Origin of the sequence: Streptococcus oralis ATCC 49296 (assembly GCF_000185265.1) — a bacterium.
Lineage (GTDB): Bacteria > Bacillota > Bacilli > Lactobacillales > Streptococcaceae > Streptococcus > Streptococcus oralis_BC.
In genome coordinates this window covers 812,149-829,823 of record NZ_GL622183.1, presented here as the reverse complement: position 1 = coordinate 829,823, position 17,675 = coordinate 812,149, and the positions used below count along the sequence as shown (strand labels likewise).

11 protein-coding genes are annotated in these 17,675 nt (G+C 41.3%); 2 read left to right on the top strand and 9 right to left on the bottom strand.

Annotated features, from left to right (window positions below; all coding sequences use genetic code 11):
* Window positions 1–102: 102 nt before the first annotated feature.
* The gene (locus tag HMPREF8578_RS06365) at window positions 103–1,713 is read right to left on the bottom strand and encodes a glycoside hydrolase family 13 protein (RefSeq protein WP_001156775.1); all 1,611 of its coding nucleotides are present in this window, start codon (window positions 1,711–1,713) and stop codon (window positions 103–105) included.
* Window positions 1,714–1,865: 152 nt separating this feature from the next.
* On the opposite strand from HMPREF8578_RS06365, the gene HMPREF8578_RS06360 reads away from it, so the two are divergent.
* The gene (locus HMPREF8578_RS06360) at window positions 1,866–3,350 is read left to right on the top strand and encodes a DUF1846 domain-containing protein (RefSeq protein WP_000743591.1); all 1,485 of its coding nucleotides are present in this window, start codon (window positions 1,866–1,868) and stop codon (window positions 3,348–3,350) included.
* Between the two features lie 134 nt (window positions 3,351–3,484).
* On the opposite strand, the gene HMPREF8578_RS06355 is transcribed toward HMPREF8578_RS06360, so the two are convergent.
* The 5 genes from HMPREF8578_RS06355 to HMPREF8578_RS06335 are packed head-to-tail and all read right to left on the bottom strand — an operon-like array spanning window position 3,485 to window position 7,413.
* Window positions 3,485–4,516 (bottom strand): sensor histidine kinase, encoded by a 1,032-nt coding sequence (locus HMPREF8578_RS06355; RefSeq protein WP_001007870.1) that lies wholly within the window; start codon window positions 4,514–4,516, stop codon window positions 3,485–3,487.
* Window positions 4,483–5,181, bottom strand: a complete 699-nt coding sequence (locus HMPREF8578_RS06350; RefSeq protein WP_000404924.1) for a response regulator transcription factor — start codon at window positions 5,179–5,181, stop codon at window positions 4,483–4,485. The genes HMPREF8578_RS06355 and HMPREF8578_RS06350 overlap by 34 nt, the downstream gene beginning before the upstream one ends.
* Before the next feature lie 12 nt (window positions 5,182–5,193).
* Complete coding sequence (locus HMPREF8578_RS06345) at window positions 5,194–5,916, bottom strand: ABC transporter permease (protein WP_000588277.1); 723 nt, start codon at window positions 5,914–5,916, stop codon at window positions 5,194–5,196.
* On the bottom strand, window positions 5,916–6,704 hold the full coding sequence (locus tag HMPREF8578_RS06340; protein ID WP_000665372.1) for a lantibiotic ABC transporter permease: 789 nt from the start codon (window positions 6,702–6,704) through the stop codon (window positions 5,916–5,918). Before HMPREF8578_RS06340 ends, HMPREF8578_RS06345 begins: the two co-directional genes overlap by 1 nt.
* 1 nt (window position 6,705) lies before the next feature.
* Complete coding sequence (locus HMPREF8578_RS06335; RefSeq protein WP_000400163.1) at window positions 6,706–7,413, bottom strand: ABC transporter ATP-binding protein; 708 nt, start codon at window positions 7,411–7,413, stop codon at window positions 6,706–6,708.
* A 295-nt stretch (window positions 7,414–7,708) separates the two neighbouring features.
* On the opposite strand from HMPREF8578_RS06335, the gene HMPREF8578_RS06330 reads away from it, so the two are divergent.
* The gene (locus tag HMPREF8578_RS06330) at window positions 7,709–8,191 is read left to right on the top strand and encodes an S-ribosylhomocysteine lyase (RefSeq protein WP_000032558.1); all 483 of its coding nucleotides are present in this window, start codon (window positions 7,709–7,711) and stop codon (window positions 8,189–8,191) included.
* 160 nt (window positions 8,192–8,351) lie between these two features.
* On the opposite strand, the gene HMPREF8578_RS06325 is transcribed toward HMPREF8578_RS06330, so the two are convergent.
* From HMPREF8578_RS06325 to pflB, 3 genes are all read right to left on the bottom strand, one after another.
* Window positions 8,352–10,457, bottom strand: coding sequence for an ATP-dependent Clp protease ATP-binding subunit (locus HMPREF8578_RS06325; RefSeq protein ID WP_001063359.1), 2,106 nt, complete (start codon window positions 10,455–10,457; stop codon window positions 8,352–8,354).
* Between the two features lie 452 nt (window positions 10,458–10,909).
* A complete protein-coding gene (locus HMPREF8578_RS06320; RefSeq protein ID WP_000045540.1) occupies window positions 10,910–14,974 on the bottom strand; it encodes a Spy0128 family protein in 4,065 nt (1,354 codons plus the stop codon).
* Between the two features lie 321 nt (window positions 14,975–15,295).
* The gene (pflB, locus tag HMPREF8578_RS06315; protein ID WP_000260613.1) at window positions 15,296–17,611 is read right to left on the bottom strand and encodes a formate C-acetyltransferase; all 2,316 of its coding nucleotides are present in this window, start codon (window positions 17,609–17,611) and stop codon (window positions 15,296–15,298) included.
* Window positions 17,612–17,675 lie beyond the last annotated feature (64 nt).

Sequence of the window (17,675 nt, the reverse complement as noted above, 5' to 3'; positions counted from 1 at the left end):
GCCAGATTTTTTAGAAAATTCTAACAAATATTTTTTAAAGACTTTTCTATATATTTTTCAACAAAAGAACCCCAAGCATCAAAGGCTTGAGGTTCACTTATTTTAATCCGTTAGTTCCACACAGAAAGCATCCCATGAAGCTAAGGTCTGTTTTTCAACTGCTTCTTTAGCAGTAGTGTTTTCAATCAAGACAGATTTGACTTTTCCTCCTACCGAAAAATCTTGTTTTTCATTGGACAAGTTAGCCACAACTAAGAAACGTCGGTCGCCATCTTTACGAATATAGGCAAAGACCTTATCAGCCGTATCAAGCAATTCAAAATCAGCTCGAATCAGCCAGCTGTTCTCCTTACGGATTTGAACGAGTTTTTGATAAGTATAGAAAACAGAATCTGGATTTGCCAGTGCTTCCTGAACGTTGATTTCTTCATAGTTTGGATTAATTGCTAACCAAGGTTGACCTGTTGAGAAGCCAGCATTTTTACTCTCATCCCATTGCATTGGAGTACGGGCATTGTCACGTCCAATAACACAGATACTGTCCATTATTTCTTCCATCGGAACGCCTTTTTCAAGAGCTTCACGCGCATAGTTGAGGGATTCAATATCTTCTACTTGATCCAGTGTTTCAAACGGATAGTTGGTCATCCCAATCTCCTCACCTTGGTAGATATAAGGTGTTCCTCTCATGAGATGAAGTAGGATTGCAAAGGCTTTGGCAGATTTTTCGCGGTATTCTTGGTCATTTCCCCAGATAGAGACGATGCGAGGAAGGTCATGGTTGTTCCAGAAGAGGGAATTCCAGCCATCTTCAACTCCTAACTCAGTCTGCCATTTGTTGAAAATTTCTTTTAATTTCCCTACATTTAGCTCTTTTTGGTAGTGCCACTTAGGTTGCCCTTCCTGATATTGAAGACAGATATGCTCAAACTGGAAGACCATAGATAATTCTTGCCCCTTTGGATCCGAGTAGAGTTTAGCAATCTCTGGCGTTGCTCCCCAGGTCTCTCCTACTGTCAAGAGATCTTTGTCACCAAAGGTCGCCTGATTCATTTCCTTGAGATAGGGATGGAGCATAGGACCGTTATTGACTACTTTCTCATCAGGAATTTTTCCAATCATGTCAATAACATCCATACGGAAACCACCAATGCCCTTATCAATCCAGAAGTTCATCATCTCATAGATTTTCTGACGAAGTTTTTCATTCTCCCAGTTGAGATCGGGCTGTTTCTTACTGAAAAAGTGGAGATAGTATTGACCCGACTTTTCATCGTATTCCCAAGCAGACCCACTAAAGATAGACTCCAAATCATTGGGCTCATCTCGCCAGATATAGTAGTCACGCTCAGGGCTATCAGGATTCTCACAAGCCTTGACAAACCATGCGTGTTCATCTGAGGTATGATTGACCACCAAGTCCATGATAATTCGAATATCACGCTTCTTAGCTTCTGCGATGAGTTGCTCCATGTCCTCCATGGACCCGAAAATAGCTGCAATCGCTTGATAATCAGCAATATCGTAGCCATTATCATCCATCGGACTGTCATAAACAGGAGAAAGCCAAATAGCTGTAATCCCTAACTTAGCTAGATAGTCCAACTTACTAGTAATTCCTGGCAAATCGCCAATGCCATCTCCGTTGCTGTCCATAAAACTCTTGGGATAAACTTGATAGACCACGGCATTGTGCCACCATTTTTCCTGCATCTTCTTACCTCATTATTTTAATAATCTATAGTCTATGATAGCGCTTTTTCAAACTTAGTGCAAGCGTTTGCCTAATCTTTTTGATTTCTTTTTTGACTCCGTAGTTTCCTATCTTCCAATTTTTTATTATAATAGAGGTCAGAGGTAAAAAAATGAAAAAACAAGCTTTTAGTTCTGAACAATATTTGAATCTACAGCGCGACCACATTTTGGAGCGCATTAACCAATTTGACGGCAAGCTCTACTTGGAGTTTGGTGGCAAAATGTTAGAAGATTTCCACGCTGCTCGCGTTCTTCCTGGTTATGAGCCTGACAATAAAATCAAGCTCTTGCAAGAATTGAAAGAGCAGGTTGAAGTTGTGATCGCCATTAACGCAAGCAATATCGAACATTCTAAAGCGCGTGGTGACCTAGGCATTTCTTATGACCAAGAAGTTCTTCGTTTGATTGACAAATTCAATGAGCTGGGAATTTTTGTTGGTTCGGTTGTCATCACACAATACGCTGGACAACCCGCTGCAGATGCCTTCCGCAACCAGTTAGATAAAAACGGGATTGATTCTTATCTTCATTATCCGATCAAAGGATATCCGACCGATATGGACCACATCATTTCTCCTGAAGGTATGGGGAAAAACGACTACATCAAAACCAGTCGTAACTTGATCGTCGTGACAGCTCCTGGACCTGGTTCTGGAAAATTGGCAACTTGTATGTCCAATATGTACCATGACCAACTCAATGGCATCAAGTCTGGTTACGCTAAGTTTGAAACCTTCCCAGTTTGGAACCTACCCCTTCATCATCCAGTCAACTTGGCCTACGAGGCTGCAACCGCAGACCTTGATGATGTTAATATGATTGACCCTTTCCATCTCCAAACCTATGGAGAAACAACGGTCAATTACAACCGTGATATCGAAATTTTCCCAGTGCTTAAACGTATGTTGGAACGCATTCTCGGTGAATCTCCATACGCTTCACCAACAGACATGGGTGTCAACATGGTTGGTTTTGCTATTACAGATAATGAGGCTGCTATCGAAGCTTCTAAACAAGAAATCATCCGTCGCTACTATCAAACAGTTCTTGATTTTAAAGCTGAAAAAGTCGGAGAAACTGCTGTCAAGAAGATTGAACTTCTCATGAACGACCTCGGTATCACACCTGCAGACCGTCAGGTTGCTGTCGCAGCACGTCAAAAGGCTGAAGAAACTGGTGGCCCTGCCCTAGCCCTTGAATTGCCAAATGGGGAAATCGTGACTGGTAAAAACTCTGAACTCTTTGGCCCTACAGCTGCTGCCTTGATCAATGCCATCAAAAAATCAGCTAACATCGCTAAGGAAGTAAAATTAATCGAGCCTGAAGTTGTCAAACCAATTCAAGGCCTTAAAATCAATCATCTAGGTAGCCGCAATCCTCGCCTGCATTCAAATGAAATTCTCATTGCCCTTGCTATTACAGCCATGGAAAATCCTGACGCCGCACGTGCAATGAAAGAACTTGGTAACCTCAAAGGAAGCGAAGCCCACTCTACCATTATCTTGACTGATGAAGACAAGAATGTCCTTCGCAAACTAGGCATCAACGTAACCTTTGATCCATACTACCAATACGATCGCTTGTATCGCAAATAAATAAACAAGGCTGGACAAAAACTCAATTCGAGATAAAAATCCAGTAAATCTTTACATAATAAAAAAATCAAACGCATAATATCAAGTCTTTTGGACACTTGGTATTATGCGTTTTTATGATTTTCCATTCTCATTTATTTCAATGAAATTGTCAACTCGACACAGGCTCCTACTTGGTCTGGATTGAGCAGAGTCAGACGACCACCGTGCAAGAGAGCTACTTGCTTAGAAAAGGCTAAGCCGATTCCATGATGGGGATTAGCTGAATTGCGGCTTTGGTCACTCTGATAAAAGAGCCGTTCCGCTCCCAGCAGCATCTCCTCTGAAAATGCAGGGCCATTGTTCCAGATAGCAAAAACCAACTGGTCCTGCTGCACTGATACCATCAGCTTCACTTCCTTTTGATTCTGGTCTGCATGTTCAAGCGCATTCAGTAAAATATTGAGCAAAGCTCGCTTGAGATAGTCCAAATGAATTGACAAAATCAGACTAAGCTCACAATCTTCTTGGAGGTAGAAACGATGGCTTTCCTGTTTGCTGAACAGTGCCCAATCATCCTGTAGATAAGCCAAAAAGTCCCCTAAGGAAAGCTGAATGAACTGATTAGAATCAATCTGAAAAGTCTTAGCGTAATCAATCAAAGAGCCACAATACTCTTCCATCTTGTGACTAGCCTGCAAAATCTCAGCAGAATAGTCTGCCTGTGGATGGCCCAACTGCGCCAATTCCAAGAGCTCAGCGTTCCCTTTAATCACAGTTAGGGGCGTCTTCAAATCGTGCGATGTCGCTGATAGCTGTAAAATCAACTCCTGATTATGCTGCTGCTCTCTTTCTAGAAGACGAGCATTTTCTTGGTGGCTGCTCCGTAAATCGCTATAAACTTCTAGCATTTCCTCAATCCGAAAAAGCTGACTTTGATTTTCTTCTAAAAGCTTCTCGCTCTTTAGCATTTTTATTTCCCTGTCGATTTTTCGGAGCAATTTCAAAATATGATAAAAAGTAATCAGCAGCAAGCTCCCCGCCCAAAAGAACAAGGTGAAAAAAACGTGATCACTTCCTTGCGTAAATTCATAGCCTATAAGCACAAAAATCAAAACATGAAAAAATACGATTTTTAAACTGGTTGTCCAGACTAGGCTTTTGAAATTTCGGGTTCTAATTGCCATCTATAGCCTACTCCTCTCACTGTTGAGATTGCTTGTAGCCCTTCTTGTTTGCATTTTTGACGAATCTGATATACGTATTCTGAGATGGAGCGAAGCTGTGTTTCTGAACTTTCTGGGTAAAGCAAGGTATGCAGGCGTTCAGCCGAAAAGGTCTGCTTGGGATTGCTAGCTAGTAAATGCAGTAACTTAAACTCTCGCTCTGAGAATTTCAATACTTTACCAAAACAGATAATTTCATAGCGCTCTGGATAAAATTGACAAGAAGCAATCTCAGAATAGCGCTCCTCACGTCTTTCCTCTCGCCGAAGATGCGCCCTGACACGCGCCAGCAATTCGTTGGTCCCAAAAGGCTTGACAACATAGTCATCTGCTCCGCGAAAGAGCCCTTCCACCTTGTCCGCCTCCAATTCCTTGGCCGTCAAAAATATGATGGGACACGAAAGATGAGGACGAATGTAGGAGCACAGCTCAAAACCATTAACAGGCTCCATCATCACATCTAGCAAAATCAAGTCATATCCGACAAAATTCGTCAGCTCTAGCTCTTCTATTCGATCAAGCGTCGTCACATCATAAGCATCGAGCTCTAGGACATTTTTCACCAGCTTCAAAATGCTCCGGTCGTCATCAACCACCAAAATACGATACTGTCTCATGATTTCCATTATAGCATACCTCTAGCGAACATCTCGTTTCAAGGTCAAGAATATAGCAGAGCTCCAAATCAAAGCTAGCCAGAACAGCTGTATTCCCAACCCTGATAGATCTATTGAATGCTGAAGCCCTTCATACTCAAAAAGATTTAGCGTAGCCAGATCGGGCAGGTACTTTGCTTCTTTGATAAAAGTTGCCAATAAACGGCTAAGACCAATCAAGAGAGGAAATAGCACCGACACCGGCACAACCCAAGATTGAAAGAGCAAAGCGAGGCCAGCAGCTAAAAGAGCCAGAAAAAGATTGCTGAGAAGACCAAAAGAGCTGTAATAGAGGAATTTCCCCAGTAAGGGCCAGCTAAAGTCTAGGTCAAATCGAGCCAGCATAACAAAGAAACAGCTGCCTATCATGACACTGTAGAGAACCAAGAGCAGAACGGCCAGAAAAAGGAATTTCCCAGCCAACCAAGCCTTTCTATTTGATACGGTTAGAAAATTCGTTCGCATCCCAGACTTGACAAACTCCTGGGCAAAATAGAGGGAAGTAAAGATGACGATGACAGGCTGCGCCAGATAGAGAGCATGCAAAGCTTCACTCAGAGCCTTTGTCTGGCCAACTGCTGTCTGACTGTAGTCAAGATTCATCAGAAAAAAAGGAACGACTACCAGAGCCACAAATGCGGCACCAAGAACGAGATAGTAAGAACGAAACTTAATCCATTCACTTTTAAGCAGAGCTTTTATCATCAGTAGCGTCCTCCTAAATCCGTCTTCAAAAAGCGCAGAGAGGCCATGACGCCGATGACTAGCAACCATACGCTTAGTATCAAGAGTCCTTGCAAGGGATTGTTGGCATATTGGGAAGTTGGCGTTGCAGCAAACAACTCTACTGCTGGCTGTGGCAAATATGCCCCCCAACTCGTGTGAGCTGCCAGGTAGTTTCCCAGATTATAGATCTGGGGCACAAGAAAGAGTAAGGGAAGCAACATCGTCCGCCCAAGCAATCCCAATAAAAAGGACAAGAGACCTAGCAATGCAGTAGCTAGTGCCTTCCATAAAAGATGACTCCAGGCAGCTTGATTAAGTAAAATTGGATGTAGTCCTTCTTTTCCTAAAGCCAAGTGCATGACAATATAGCTCAAATAAATGGATAACAAGCTAATGATGAGTGAAAACAAACCAAAGGTCAATATTTTCCCCATAAGTAGCTTCAAGCGGTTATTACAAGCCAATAGACTGGTTCGCAAGCTATGAGACTGAAATTCCAGTGCTCCCAAAATTCCAGCTAGAATGACCAAAACCATGACTGCCATAGAGGCCCCGTTGAGACCTAGATATTCCAGCGGATCAATGGCGTTTATCAGATTAGGAACCGTCTCAGGCGTAGCATCCAAGCCGATAGATAGATACTGTCGGCCCTCTAGCCAGGATACGGCAGGCACCAAGAGCAGCATGAAGGCCATACTCACTCTGAAAGCCTTAGTTGAGCAAATTTTCAACCATTCTGAATGCAATAAGGACATCGTTTCTTTCATCTTAAGCCTCCTCTGTCAAGTCAAAAAAGAGGTCTTCTAGACTGTCTGAATCTTGCAGCACCTCTTCCAATCGTCCCTGCTCAATAATTTGCCCATGATGAATCAAGACTACATCATCTGTCACCATTTGCACCTCTGATAGGATATGAGAAGATAGAAGTACCGTTTTCCCTAAATCAGCCTGCTGACGGATGAACTTTCTAAACCACTTAATCCCACTTGGATCCAGTCCATTGGTCGGCTCATCTAATATAAGAAACTGAGGATCTCCCAGCAAAGCTGCTGCCAAACCCAACCGCTGACCTTCCCCCAGAGACAGGCTTGACAAGAGGTCCTTCCTCTTATGAGCGATCCCAGTCATATCCAATACCTCATCGATCCGAGACTTGGGAATAGCGTTACTCGCCGCAATAATCCTCAAGTGGTCATAGACCTTTCGATTTGGCAGACCGCCAATGCCGTCAAAGGCTGCACCTACCGTTCTGAGCGGATAAATCATTGACTGATAGGTTTGTCCATCAAAAGTCGCAGTTCCTGCTGTCGCCCGATCTAAGCCCAAGAGAATCCTCAAGGTCGAGCTTTTTCCTGCACCATTATGTCCTAGGAAAGCCGTAATGCGACCACTCCTAGCTGTAAAAGAAATATCCTTTAAAATTTGCTTGTCTCCATATTTTTTAGAAACACGATCAATTTTTACAATATGTTCCATACTGAACTCCTTTATCTTTATTTTCTCCAGTATACCCAATCTAGTTCAGAATTAGTTCAGAGATTAAACAGAAATTTCAGAAAAAGTTGATCCACTTTTCAAAAGTCACCTGAGTTCCACTAGAAAAACTAAACTTTTCTTTCACAAGGTATTCTTCTCTCCATTCTTTCTTTATAATTCTGAGGTTTATGTATAGAGACTTTATTATCATTCTAGTACCAAAAAGTCATTTATCAAACTCCATCAACAGCACCCTTTATGATATAATGAAAGAAGAAAACTGAAAGGAACTACCATGTCAAAAGAAGTTATTGTTGAAAGTTTTGAACTTGACCACACCATTGTTAAAGCACCCTATGTTCGCTTGATTGGGGAAGAAACAGGGCCAAAGGGAGATGTCATCTCCAACTTTGATATTCGCTTGGTACAACCAAACGAAGACTCTATCCCTACTGCTGGGCTTCACACTATCGAACACCTCTTGGCCAAACTCATCCGTACTCGAATCGACGGCATGATTGACTGTTCGCCATTTGGTTGCCGTACAGGCTTCCACATGATTATGTGGGGACGCCATACTAGCGCTGAAATCGCTACTGTCATCAAGAATTCACTAAAGGAAATCGCTGAAACTACTACTTGGGAAGATGTCCCTGGAACAACCATCGAATCTTGCGGAAACTACAAGGACCACAGCCTCTTTTCTGCTAAGGAATGGGCTAAACTTATCCTGGAACAAGGAATCTCAGATGATGCCTTTGAACGCCATGTCATCTAAACACAAAAGAACCAGTTACAATAACTGGTTCTTTTTTATTCTCAAAATTTTGTCTTATACTCAATGAAAATCAAAGAGCAAACTAGGAAACTAGCCGCAGGCTGTACTTGAGTACAGCAAGGCGACGTTGACGTGGTTTGAATTTGATTTTCGAAGAGTATTAGGCTTTCTCACGAATGACCAAACTCCCATCTTCCATATCTGCTTCCAAATGTTTAGCATCTAGATGATCCAAGTGGAAGTCTGTCACCTTATCACGAATTTGTTGTTCAACCACGCGACGGAGAGGACGAACACCCATGACTTCGTCATAACCTTCTTCTGTGATAAAGTCCTTAGCTGCTTGGCTGACTTCCAAATCAATGTCTTTCTTAGCCAAGGTTTGGTTGACTTCAGCCAACATCAAGTCCACAATCTTAGAAAGGTCTTCCTTATTCAAGTGTGAGAACTCGATAACTGCGTTAAAGCGGTTAAGGAATTCTGGACGGAAGTATGGTTTCAAACGATCCATTAATTCTGGTTTATCTGCATCTTCTGTCAAGTTAGCTTCATAGCCAAATCCAGCATTTGATGTCGCGATAATGACCGTGTTCTTGAAGTTCACTGTATTGCCTTGACCATCAGTCAAACGACCGTCATCCAATACTTGGAGGAGAAGGGTGATTACTTGAGGATCAGCCTTTTCAATCTCATCCAATAGAATGATAGAGTATGGATTGCGACGAACACGTTCTGTCAAGGTATTGCTATTGTCATCATACCCAACATAACCTGCTGTTGTACCGATCAATTTAGAAACGGCTGTGCGGTCACTGTATTCAGACATATCCAAGCGGATAATCGCATCCTTGGTTCCAAACATATCCAGCGCCAATTGCTTAGCAAGCTCCGTCTTACCAACCCCAGTTGGACCTACAAAGAGGAAGCTACCGATTGGGCGATTGCCCTCATCAAATCCTGCACGGTTACGACGGATAGCACGAGCTACTGCTTCTACTGCCTTATCTTGGCCAATTACCTTGTGTTCCAAGCGATGAGCCATATCTTTCAAACGTTCGATATCTGACGCTCCCATTTGTGACACTGGAATACCTGTCATTCGCTCTACAGACTCAGCCACATCGTTGATGCTTGCAGTCACTTTCATGTCTTCTGTGTGGTTTTCGACTTTTTTCTCTAATTCTGCAATACGTGTTTTAGCATTGAGAGCTGCTTCAAAGTCTTCTGCCTCAACTGCTTTTTCTTGCTTGTCTTTTTCTGCCTCAATTTCCCGTTCAACAGCATGCACATCTGTTACAGGATGTTGAGCTGCCAAGTGAGCTGCCGTTACATCGACAAGGTCGATAGCCTTATCTGGCAAGCTGCGTTGTGGAATGTATTGGATAGAATAATCCACTGCTGCTTTCAAGACTTCGTCTGGCAAGATAACATTGTGGTGTTGTTGATAGAGGTCACGAATCCCTTGAAGGATTTTAAAGGTATCCTCTGCTGAAGGAGCATTGACCTTCACTTCGTTGAAACGACGAGCAAGAGCTGCATTTTTCAAGATGGTGTTACGGTATTCGTCTTGAGTTGTCGCTCCAATAACGGTCAATTCACCACGAGAGAGAGCTGGCTTGAGAATATCTGCAAGACCTTTAGAACCACTGTCTCCACCGATTGAACCAGCACCAAGGATTTGGTGAATTTCATCAAAGAAGAGGATAATATTCCCTGCTTCTTTCACTTCATTGACTAGATTTTGAACGTTTTCTTCAAAGCTGCCACGGTATTGAGTACCAGCCTCAAGACCTGAGATATCAATAGAAATAATTTCCTTGTTCTTGATGGCAGCTGGAACATCTCCGTTCACAATCGCTTGTGCTAGGCCTTCGACAACGGCTGTCTTACCAACACCTGCATCTCCGACCAGAACAGGATTATTTTTCGTACGACGTGAGAGGATTTCAGATGTTTCTTGAATTTCCTTGTTTCGTCCGATAACAGGATCCAACTTGCCCTCACGAGCTTCCGCTGTCAAGTTACGACCTAGTTTAGCAAGGACACCGTCTTGTTTCATACCTGAAGCGTGTTGTTGCATTTGCGCATCAGATTCTGCATTTCCTGGCAATTGACCAGTTGCACGATAATGAGCAAATTCCTCAGGTGTCACTTCACGTCCATTAATCAAGTAGCGACGATTTTCAGAACTATATCCTCGCATACCACCCATCAATTGGTTAAATAAATCATCCATGTTGTTAAAGTTATTAAAGTTGTTGTTCATATTCTTTACCTCGTTTATTCTTAATTACATGCGATCTCTGATATTGACTATCTTTGACCTTTGTTTTAAAAAATTTAGACTAGCTATCTAGCTACTCTACGTATAATTTCTGGTTTTTCTTTTTTAAATAAGCCTTTTATCATCTTCTTTTCAAAGTCTGTTAGATTTAACATAGGCCTCACCCCTTTCTAGGGTATCTATCATACATTTTCAAGAAATAGAGTCATTGAAAATGAAGTTTTCTAAGGAATTCATTTTCCTTATGTTTCTACTATATCACATTGGTCAGTAAAAGTCAATAACTTTTTGACCAAATTTGACTATTTTTAAAAAAATTTTTTTGAAGTACAAAAAAGCCCCTAGAAAACGAATTTTCTAGAGACTTTCTCTATCAAGTGTAAGAGAGAAGTAGAATTCTCACTTACCAAGTTTCAAGTTTCTTCTACAAAAGCCTAAGCTTTACGTTTTACGAAGAATACCAATCCACTCAATGCCAATACTACAAATCCAATTGCTGAGAAGATAGATGTTGCTTCACCTGTGTTTGGAAGTTCAGCTTTACCTTTATTCTCAGTAGCTGGAGGTGTTGGTGCTGGATCCGGTGTTGGCGCTGGATCTGGCGTTGGCGCTGGATCTGGCGTTGGCGTTGGATCTGGTGTTGGTGCTGGATCTGGCGTTGTTCCTGGATTATTTGGAGCTGGATTTGGATTTGGTTCTGGCGTTGGTGTTGGAACAGTGTATTTATTTGTAAATACAACTTCTTTACCATCGGCATACGAAACCTTTGCAGTCAAGAGACCTTGACCATCCGCAACTACAGTGACTGTTACGGTATGCTCGGTCTTATCGTATTCAATACCCTCTTCAGTACCAACTTTTTCAACCAAGGTATAAGTATGAGTACCTGCTTCTTTGAATGAACGAACAAAGGCTACTTTACCTTCAGCAGTATTCTTAGCTGTAGCTACAACGGCGCCTTTCTCTTTCAATTCGAAAGTATAAGCATCAGCCGCAAGTTCTTTACCTTCAAGTTTCTTAGTTGCTTCAATCGTAGCTTCTACCGCTGGTGCTTTGAAGCTATTCTTGAAGACACTACCTGCTGGATATTCAACAGCTGCCTTCAAAGTGTTGGTTGCTGCATCTTTGGTTACTTTTACCACCACAGTCTTTTCTGTATCGTAAGTAATACCAGTTGCTCCGGCACTCACTTCTTTTACAGTATAAGTATACTCACCTTCTGCATCATAGTTGATTGCATTAAATGTTACTTTCCCACCTTGGTTTGTTTTTGTATCAAGTAGTTTTGTACCTTCATACAATTCAAATTGGAATTCACCATCAACCAAAGCACGACCAGTCAATTCTTTCGTAAATTCAAGTGTTGCTGATGTAGCTGTTGGCGCCGGTGGAACTGGTGCTGTATAAGTATTTGTGAAGACCCGTTCTGTATCCGCATCTTCTACAGTCGCAACCAATTGGCCTTTACCATCATCCGCAACAGTGACAATCACTTCATACGCATTTTGATCATAAGTGATTGTTTTATCGTCACCAGCTTTTTCAGTAATAGTGTAAACGTAATCGCCTGCTGCTGAGAAAGTGACGTTGAAGACAACTTCTCCTGAGGCAGTATTCTTAGCCGTAGCTACAAGGTCTGAACCTTCTTTCAGTTCAAATGTGTAAGCATCAGCTTCAAGCGCTTTACCTTTCAAGACTTTCTTAGCTTTGATTGTAGCTTGTGCAGGTTCTGCTTTATAGTCATTAACGAAGACCGGTGTTTCACTTGTAACTGTCGCGACAAGTTGACCTGAGCCATTATCTTTGACTTCTACAGTTACTGGATGTTCTGTTTTATCATAAGTTACACCAAGTTTATTGCCAACCTTTTCTGTAATAGTATAGTTATATACTCCTGCTGTTGAATAGCTAATTTCAGAAAAACGAATCAATCCGCCAGCAGCATTCTTTGCTGTCGCAACAACCTTGTCACCCTCTTTCAGTTCAAACTCAAACTCATCTATCTCCAGCTCTTTACCATTCAAAACTTTTTTAGCTTCAATAGCAATTTTTGCTGGAGCTGCTTTATAGGTGTTGGTGAAGGTTGGGTTGTTATCTGTAACAGTTGAAACAAGTTGACCTTGACCATTATCTGTAACGTTTACCTTAACTTCGTGTTTAGCAGTATCGTATGTCACACCTTTTTCACTACCTGCTTTTTCTGAGATAGTGTAAGTGTGGTCGCCTGCTTCATTGTATTCGATTTCTTTGAAAGTAACAGTTCCATCTGCAGCATTTTTAGCTGTCGCAACGACTTTGTCACCTTCTTTAAGTTCGAACTCGTATTTACCAGCTTCAAGGTCTTTACCATTCAAGACTTTCTTAGCTGTGATAGTAGCTGTTGCTGGAGCTGCTTTATAAGTGTTGGTGAAGGTTGGGTTGTTACCTGTAACAGCTGCCTCAAGTTGACCTTGGCCGTTATCTGTAACTTTTACCTTAACTTCGTGTTTAGCAGTGTCGTATGTCACACCTGCTTCGCTACCTGCTTTTTCAGAGATAGTGTAAGTGTAGTCACCTGCTGTTTTGAACTCGATTTCTTTGAAAGTAACGGTACCGTCTGCAGCGTTTGTAGCTGTGTCAACGACTTCTTCACCTTTTTTAAGTTCGAACTCGTATTTACCAGCTTCAAGGTCTTTACCATTCAAGACTTTCTTAGCTGTGATAGTTTCTTTAGCTGGAGTTGCTTTATAGGTGTTAGTGAAAGTTGGTTCTGCAGATGTGACAGTTGCTGTTAAAACTCCACTTTGGAAAGTTGCTGCTACAGTAACTTCCTTGGCTTCTGTATCAAATGCAACGCCTGCAACTGCTGTTGAAGTGTCTTCTTTGATGATGTAGTGATAAGTTCCCGCACCTTTTACTTGGAGATTCTCAAAGGTAATAGTCCCATCAGCTTTTGATTTTGCTGTAGCTACAGGATCCTTCAAGTTCTCTGCAGTAAACAGGTTAAAGGTAAACTCATCTGCTTTTGGAAGTTTATCTGTACGTCCTTCTACTACTTTCTTAGCCGTCATATTGAATACAGCTGGAACAGGTTCGTCTTTAAGATGAATAGTAGAACCCGCAGCACCGAGTTTGACTGTATACTCTTTTTCATCTAGTTTATAACCTGCTGGAGCAGTCTTCTCTTTGATCTTAAACGTTTTACCTTCCCATTTCTGATCATAAGTTTTCGTAAGCGCTACTCCTTTTTCATTCGTAGTCACTTCTGTTGTTTCACTTGCATCATCTGCTGCTGTCACAGTATATACCGCACCCGAAACCGGAGCAAGAGTGAAGGCATCAGTCTTATGAATCTTAATTTGGTAAGCAGTAGATGCTACAATCGTACCAGAAATCAAAGATGTCGCCTCAGCTGTCATATCAAGTGCTCCCGGACGACTTGTATTCTGTGCTAATTTAGTCCCGTCAGCCAATGACAGAGCAACCCTATTTCCTACTTTACTTCCATCATTAGGAGTTGTTGTGTTATAAGAGACTATATAAGAGGTCGTTCCATCTTTAAAAATGATATCAAATGAAGTATAGTTTTCGTTCCACGAAACGGTATAGTCTTGTCCCTCAGTTAACAAAACTGCATCATCTGGAACAGCAGAAGTCCCAACAGTGATATTTGCCTTATACACTTTTAGAGTCTCAGGAATATACTGGGCGGGAGTGTAACTAGTATCATCATTTGGTATAGTATCATGTAATACAATATTTTGTCCTAAGTCTTGTTTCTCTGTATTTACACGTACACGCCAGGTAGACCATGCATCTCCCTTGCTAACCGAACCAATCTCAGCCAGTTTTGGAGAGTTCCAATTTTCAAGGGCAGCACGACCCCCAATTTTAGCATAATTTTCAGTACCAACTTTGGGACCATCGATTGTTTTTGATGAATAAATGTGAGTCACTTCTTGCTTCAATGAGGATGAATTAAAATTAATGCGGGTTTTATTCTGATCCTTTAAGAATCTAAAAGTAACAGAAAAATTCCCTGACACATCCTTTACCTTATCTCCACCAGTTTTCTCTAGGTATTTATCCAAATTTTTTAAGGTGATTTTTGCTTTCCCACCTTGATCAGTACCATTTGAAGTCACTTCTGCTTCTCCAATAGTGACTTTTGTTGTCGGATCAATTAAATCCTGACTCCCTTCATAAACTGCCATAGGAGCAGGTATATCAAAGGTAAAATAATCTCCATTATTCAGATGTTCATTATACTGTTTGAGATCAAAAGTCACACGAAGCTTATATGCTAAATTCGTACGAAGCTCGAAATCTCCTTCTGAACTCACATTTTGCTTAGTATCTGAAGCATCTAACAGATCAATGCCTGTAATTACTTGTGTTAATTCTTTTGATACTGGATTATCTGCTTTAACAATGCCTACTAAAACAGATGCTAGACCTAAAATAGCAAAAACTAACGCAGAAAATTTAGAAAGCATTTTTAACGCTTTGCTTTTCGACATTTCTTCTCCTCTTTTCTATATGAAATTTTTATTTCTAATCTCCCTAAGAGATTACATCATAACATTTTGACAACCTCTATCACTAACTAGAGCTTGTCTATTATATTATAACATCTCAATACAATCTATTCAAGTATATTAACTTAAAAATACACGTATTTGCATCATTCTATAACCTAGCCATTCAATTTTTAGCTATTTATATCGGTAAACTAATATAAATAGCTTAATATATATTGCATCTGTAATTAGGTCAATCTTTGATATTATAATAAGAAAGCCAGTCATTTTGACTGGCTTTCTTATTATTCTAATTGAATCTTAGCTCAAGGCGTCATCCATTGAAAGAACTTCGTGGAAGACACGTTGTGTCAATTCAGTTTTTTGTTCTGGAGTGAGGTATTTAGTGTTTACACAGTATCCAGAGATACGTACGATAACGTCTTCACCTGACATGATCTTTTCGTAAACATCGTTCAAGTCCATAACGTTCAAGTTAACGTGTTGTCCACCGTTTTCAAAGTAACCATCAAGGATTGTTACCAAGTTATCAACTTGCTCGTCACGAGTCTTACCAAGAGCACGTGGAGAAACTTGAGTTGTCAATGAGATACCGTCAGCTGCGTAACCAAAGTCAAGGCTAGCAAGTGAGTTCAAGTTTTGCAACCATCCACCTTTAGCTTTGTTAGATGGGTTCGCACCTGGTGAGAAGAATTCAAGTTTAGACAAGTTCACAGAACCATCTTCGTTGAGGTATACACCTTTGTGGACTGGTGAGTTACCAGTTTGTTTAGAGTAAGCAACGTTAGATGTGATTGTCAAAAGTGATACAGTAGCTTCTGCGTCTTTGTATAGTTTGTGGCTACGTAGACGAGTTGTGTAAGCTTCGATCAACCATTCTGCCAATTCGTTTGAACGTGGGTCATCTTCACCCCAACGTGGGTATTCACCGATTGTTTCGTAATCGTAGATGTAGCCATCTTCATCACGGATTGGTTTAACAGTAGCGTACTTGATAGCTGACAATGTATCAACAGTGTTAGCAAATCCACAGATACCGAATCCCATGTTGGCACGTTGTTTAGTTGGCAAGAAGGCCATTTGAACAGCTTCGTAGTTGTACTTGTCAGTCATGTAGTGGATGATGTTCAAAGCATCTACGTAAGTGTCAGTCAACCAGTCAAGAGATTTTTCAAAGTTGGCTTTAACTGATTCGAATTCAAGAACTTCGTCACGGATAGGATCGATGTCAAATACTTTGTAGTCTTTATGAACATCGTCGTAACCACCGTTCAAACCAGTAAGAAGGGCTTTAAGAACGTTTACACGAGCACCGAAGTACTGGATATTGTGGCGTTGATCTTCGTTTTCTGGGTCAAGTGGTGACACACAGCATGAGATACAGCTCATTTCTCCGTATCCGTCTTTAGCCATTGTTGTTACACCTTCGTATTGGATAGAAGAGTGTTTGTGGCTCATGTGCATACAGTAGCGACGGAAGTTGTATGGCAATTTGTCAGTCCAAAGAACTGTCAAGTTTGGCTCTGGAGAGTTACCGATGTTGTCAAGAGTGTTCAAGAAACGGTAGTCCATCTTAGTAACACGGTGACGACCATCGTTACCCATACCAGCCATAGAAGTTGTGATGAAGGTTGGGTCACCTGAGTACAATTGGTCATAAGCTTTTGTACGAGCAAATTTAACTGTACGAAGTTTCATAACGAAATCATCAACGAACTCTTGGATTTCTGATTCAGTAAATGTACCGCGAGCAAGGTCACGTTCTGCAAAGATATCCAATACGATTGGCACACGTCCTAGAGATGTAGCAGCACCATTGATAACACGGCAGACAGCCATGAAGGCGATGTTAACCCATTGGATAGCTTCTTTCGTGTTCATCGCTGGTTTGCGGACATCAACTCCGTAAAGGTCACCCAAGCGAACAACTTGTTGCAATGCTTGGTATTGAAGGTTTACTTCTTCACGAAGACGGATTGTTTCTTCATCAATTTCTTTGATCGCATTCCAGTCGTTTACTTTTTCTTGCATCAAGTAGTCTGCACCGTAAAGAGCAAGACGTGCGTAAACACCGATGATACGTCCACGTGAGTAGGCATCTGGAAGACCAGTTACAGTGTGAGCGTGACGAGCACGACGAATGTTTGAAGTGTAGGCACGGAAGATACCGTCGTTAACTGTTGTTACGTATTTAGTAAAGATTTCGTGAACAGCTGGATCTGGCTCGTATCCATTTTCTTTTAAAGTCGTTTCAGCCATACGGATACCACCTTTTGGCATGAAGTTCAATTTGAAGAGTTCATCGTTTTGGATACCGAAGATCAATTCGTTTTCTTTATCGATAAATCCTGCTGGAATATCAGCAATAGATGTTGGACGAGTGTCCATTGGGAAACGAGTTTCTTCGTAGTGTGCTTTTGTTTCTTCTACGATTTTTTTGATGTGAAGTGAACGTTCTGTTGGTCCAGCAAGGAAACTTTCATCTCCATCATAAGGTGTGTAGTTAGCTTGAACGAAGCGAGAAATACTTGCTTTTTCTTTCCAATCTACGCCTTTGAAGCCTTCCCAAGCTTTATCAAAAATATCTTGTGCTTCAACAACTGTCTTAACAACCATGTTAATGTCCTCTTTTTTCTAGTAACAGTCATCTGTTACATTCTTGAGACAAGTATACCATACA

What these genes read in the sequence shown, in the direction of transcription:
- pflB (WP_000260613.1), bottom strand. Translation starts at nt 17,611, where the DNA reads ATGGTTGTTAAGACAGTTGTTGAAGCACAAGATATTTTTGATAAAGCT.
- HMPREF8578_RS06360 (WP_000743591.1), top strand. Translation starts at nt 1,866, where the DNA reads ATGAAAAAACAAGCTTTTAGTTCTGAACAATATTTGAATCTACAGCGC.
- HMPREF8578_RS06320 (WP_000045540.1), bottom strand. Translation starts at nt 14,974, where the DNA reads ATGTCGAAAAGCAAAGCGTTAAAAATGCTTTCTAAATTTTCTGCGTTA.
- HMPREF8578_RS06355 (WP_001007870.1), bottom strand. Translation starts at nt 4,516, where the DNA reads ATGGCAATTAGAACCCGAAATTTCAAAAGCCTAGTCTGGACAACCAGT.
- HMPREF8578_RS06340 (WP_000665372.1), bottom strand. Translation starts at nt 6,704, where the DNA reads ATGAAAGAAACGATGTCCTTATTGCATTCAGAATGGTTGAAAATTTGC.
- HMPREF8578_RS06365 (WP_001156775.1), bottom strand. Translation starts at nt 1,713, where the DNA reads ATGCAGGAAAAATGGTGGCACAATGCCGTGGTCTATCAAGTTTATCCC.
- HMPREF8578_RS06330 (WP_000032558.1), top strand. Translation starts at nt 7,709, where the DNA reads ATGTCAAAAGAAGTTATTGTTGAAAGTTTTGAACTTGACCACACCATT.
- HMPREF8578_RS06335 (WP_000400163.1), bottom strand. Translation starts at nt 7,413, where the DNA reads ATGGAACATATTGTAAAAATTGATCGTGTTTCTAAAAAATATGGAGAC.
- HMPREF8578_RS06325 (WP_001063359.1), bottom strand. Translation starts at nt 10,457, where the DNA reads ATGAACAACAACTTTAATAACTTTAACAACATGGATGATTTATTTAAC.
- HMPREF8578_RS06345 (WP_000588277.1), bottom strand. Translation starts at nt 5,916, where the DNA reads ATGATAAAAGCTCTGCTTAAAAGTGAATGGATTAAGTTTCGTTCTTAC.
- HMPREF8578_RS06350 (WP_000404924.1), bottom strand. Translation starts at nt 5,181, where the DNA reads ATGGAAATCATGAGACAGTATCGTATTTTGGTGGTTGATGACGACCGG.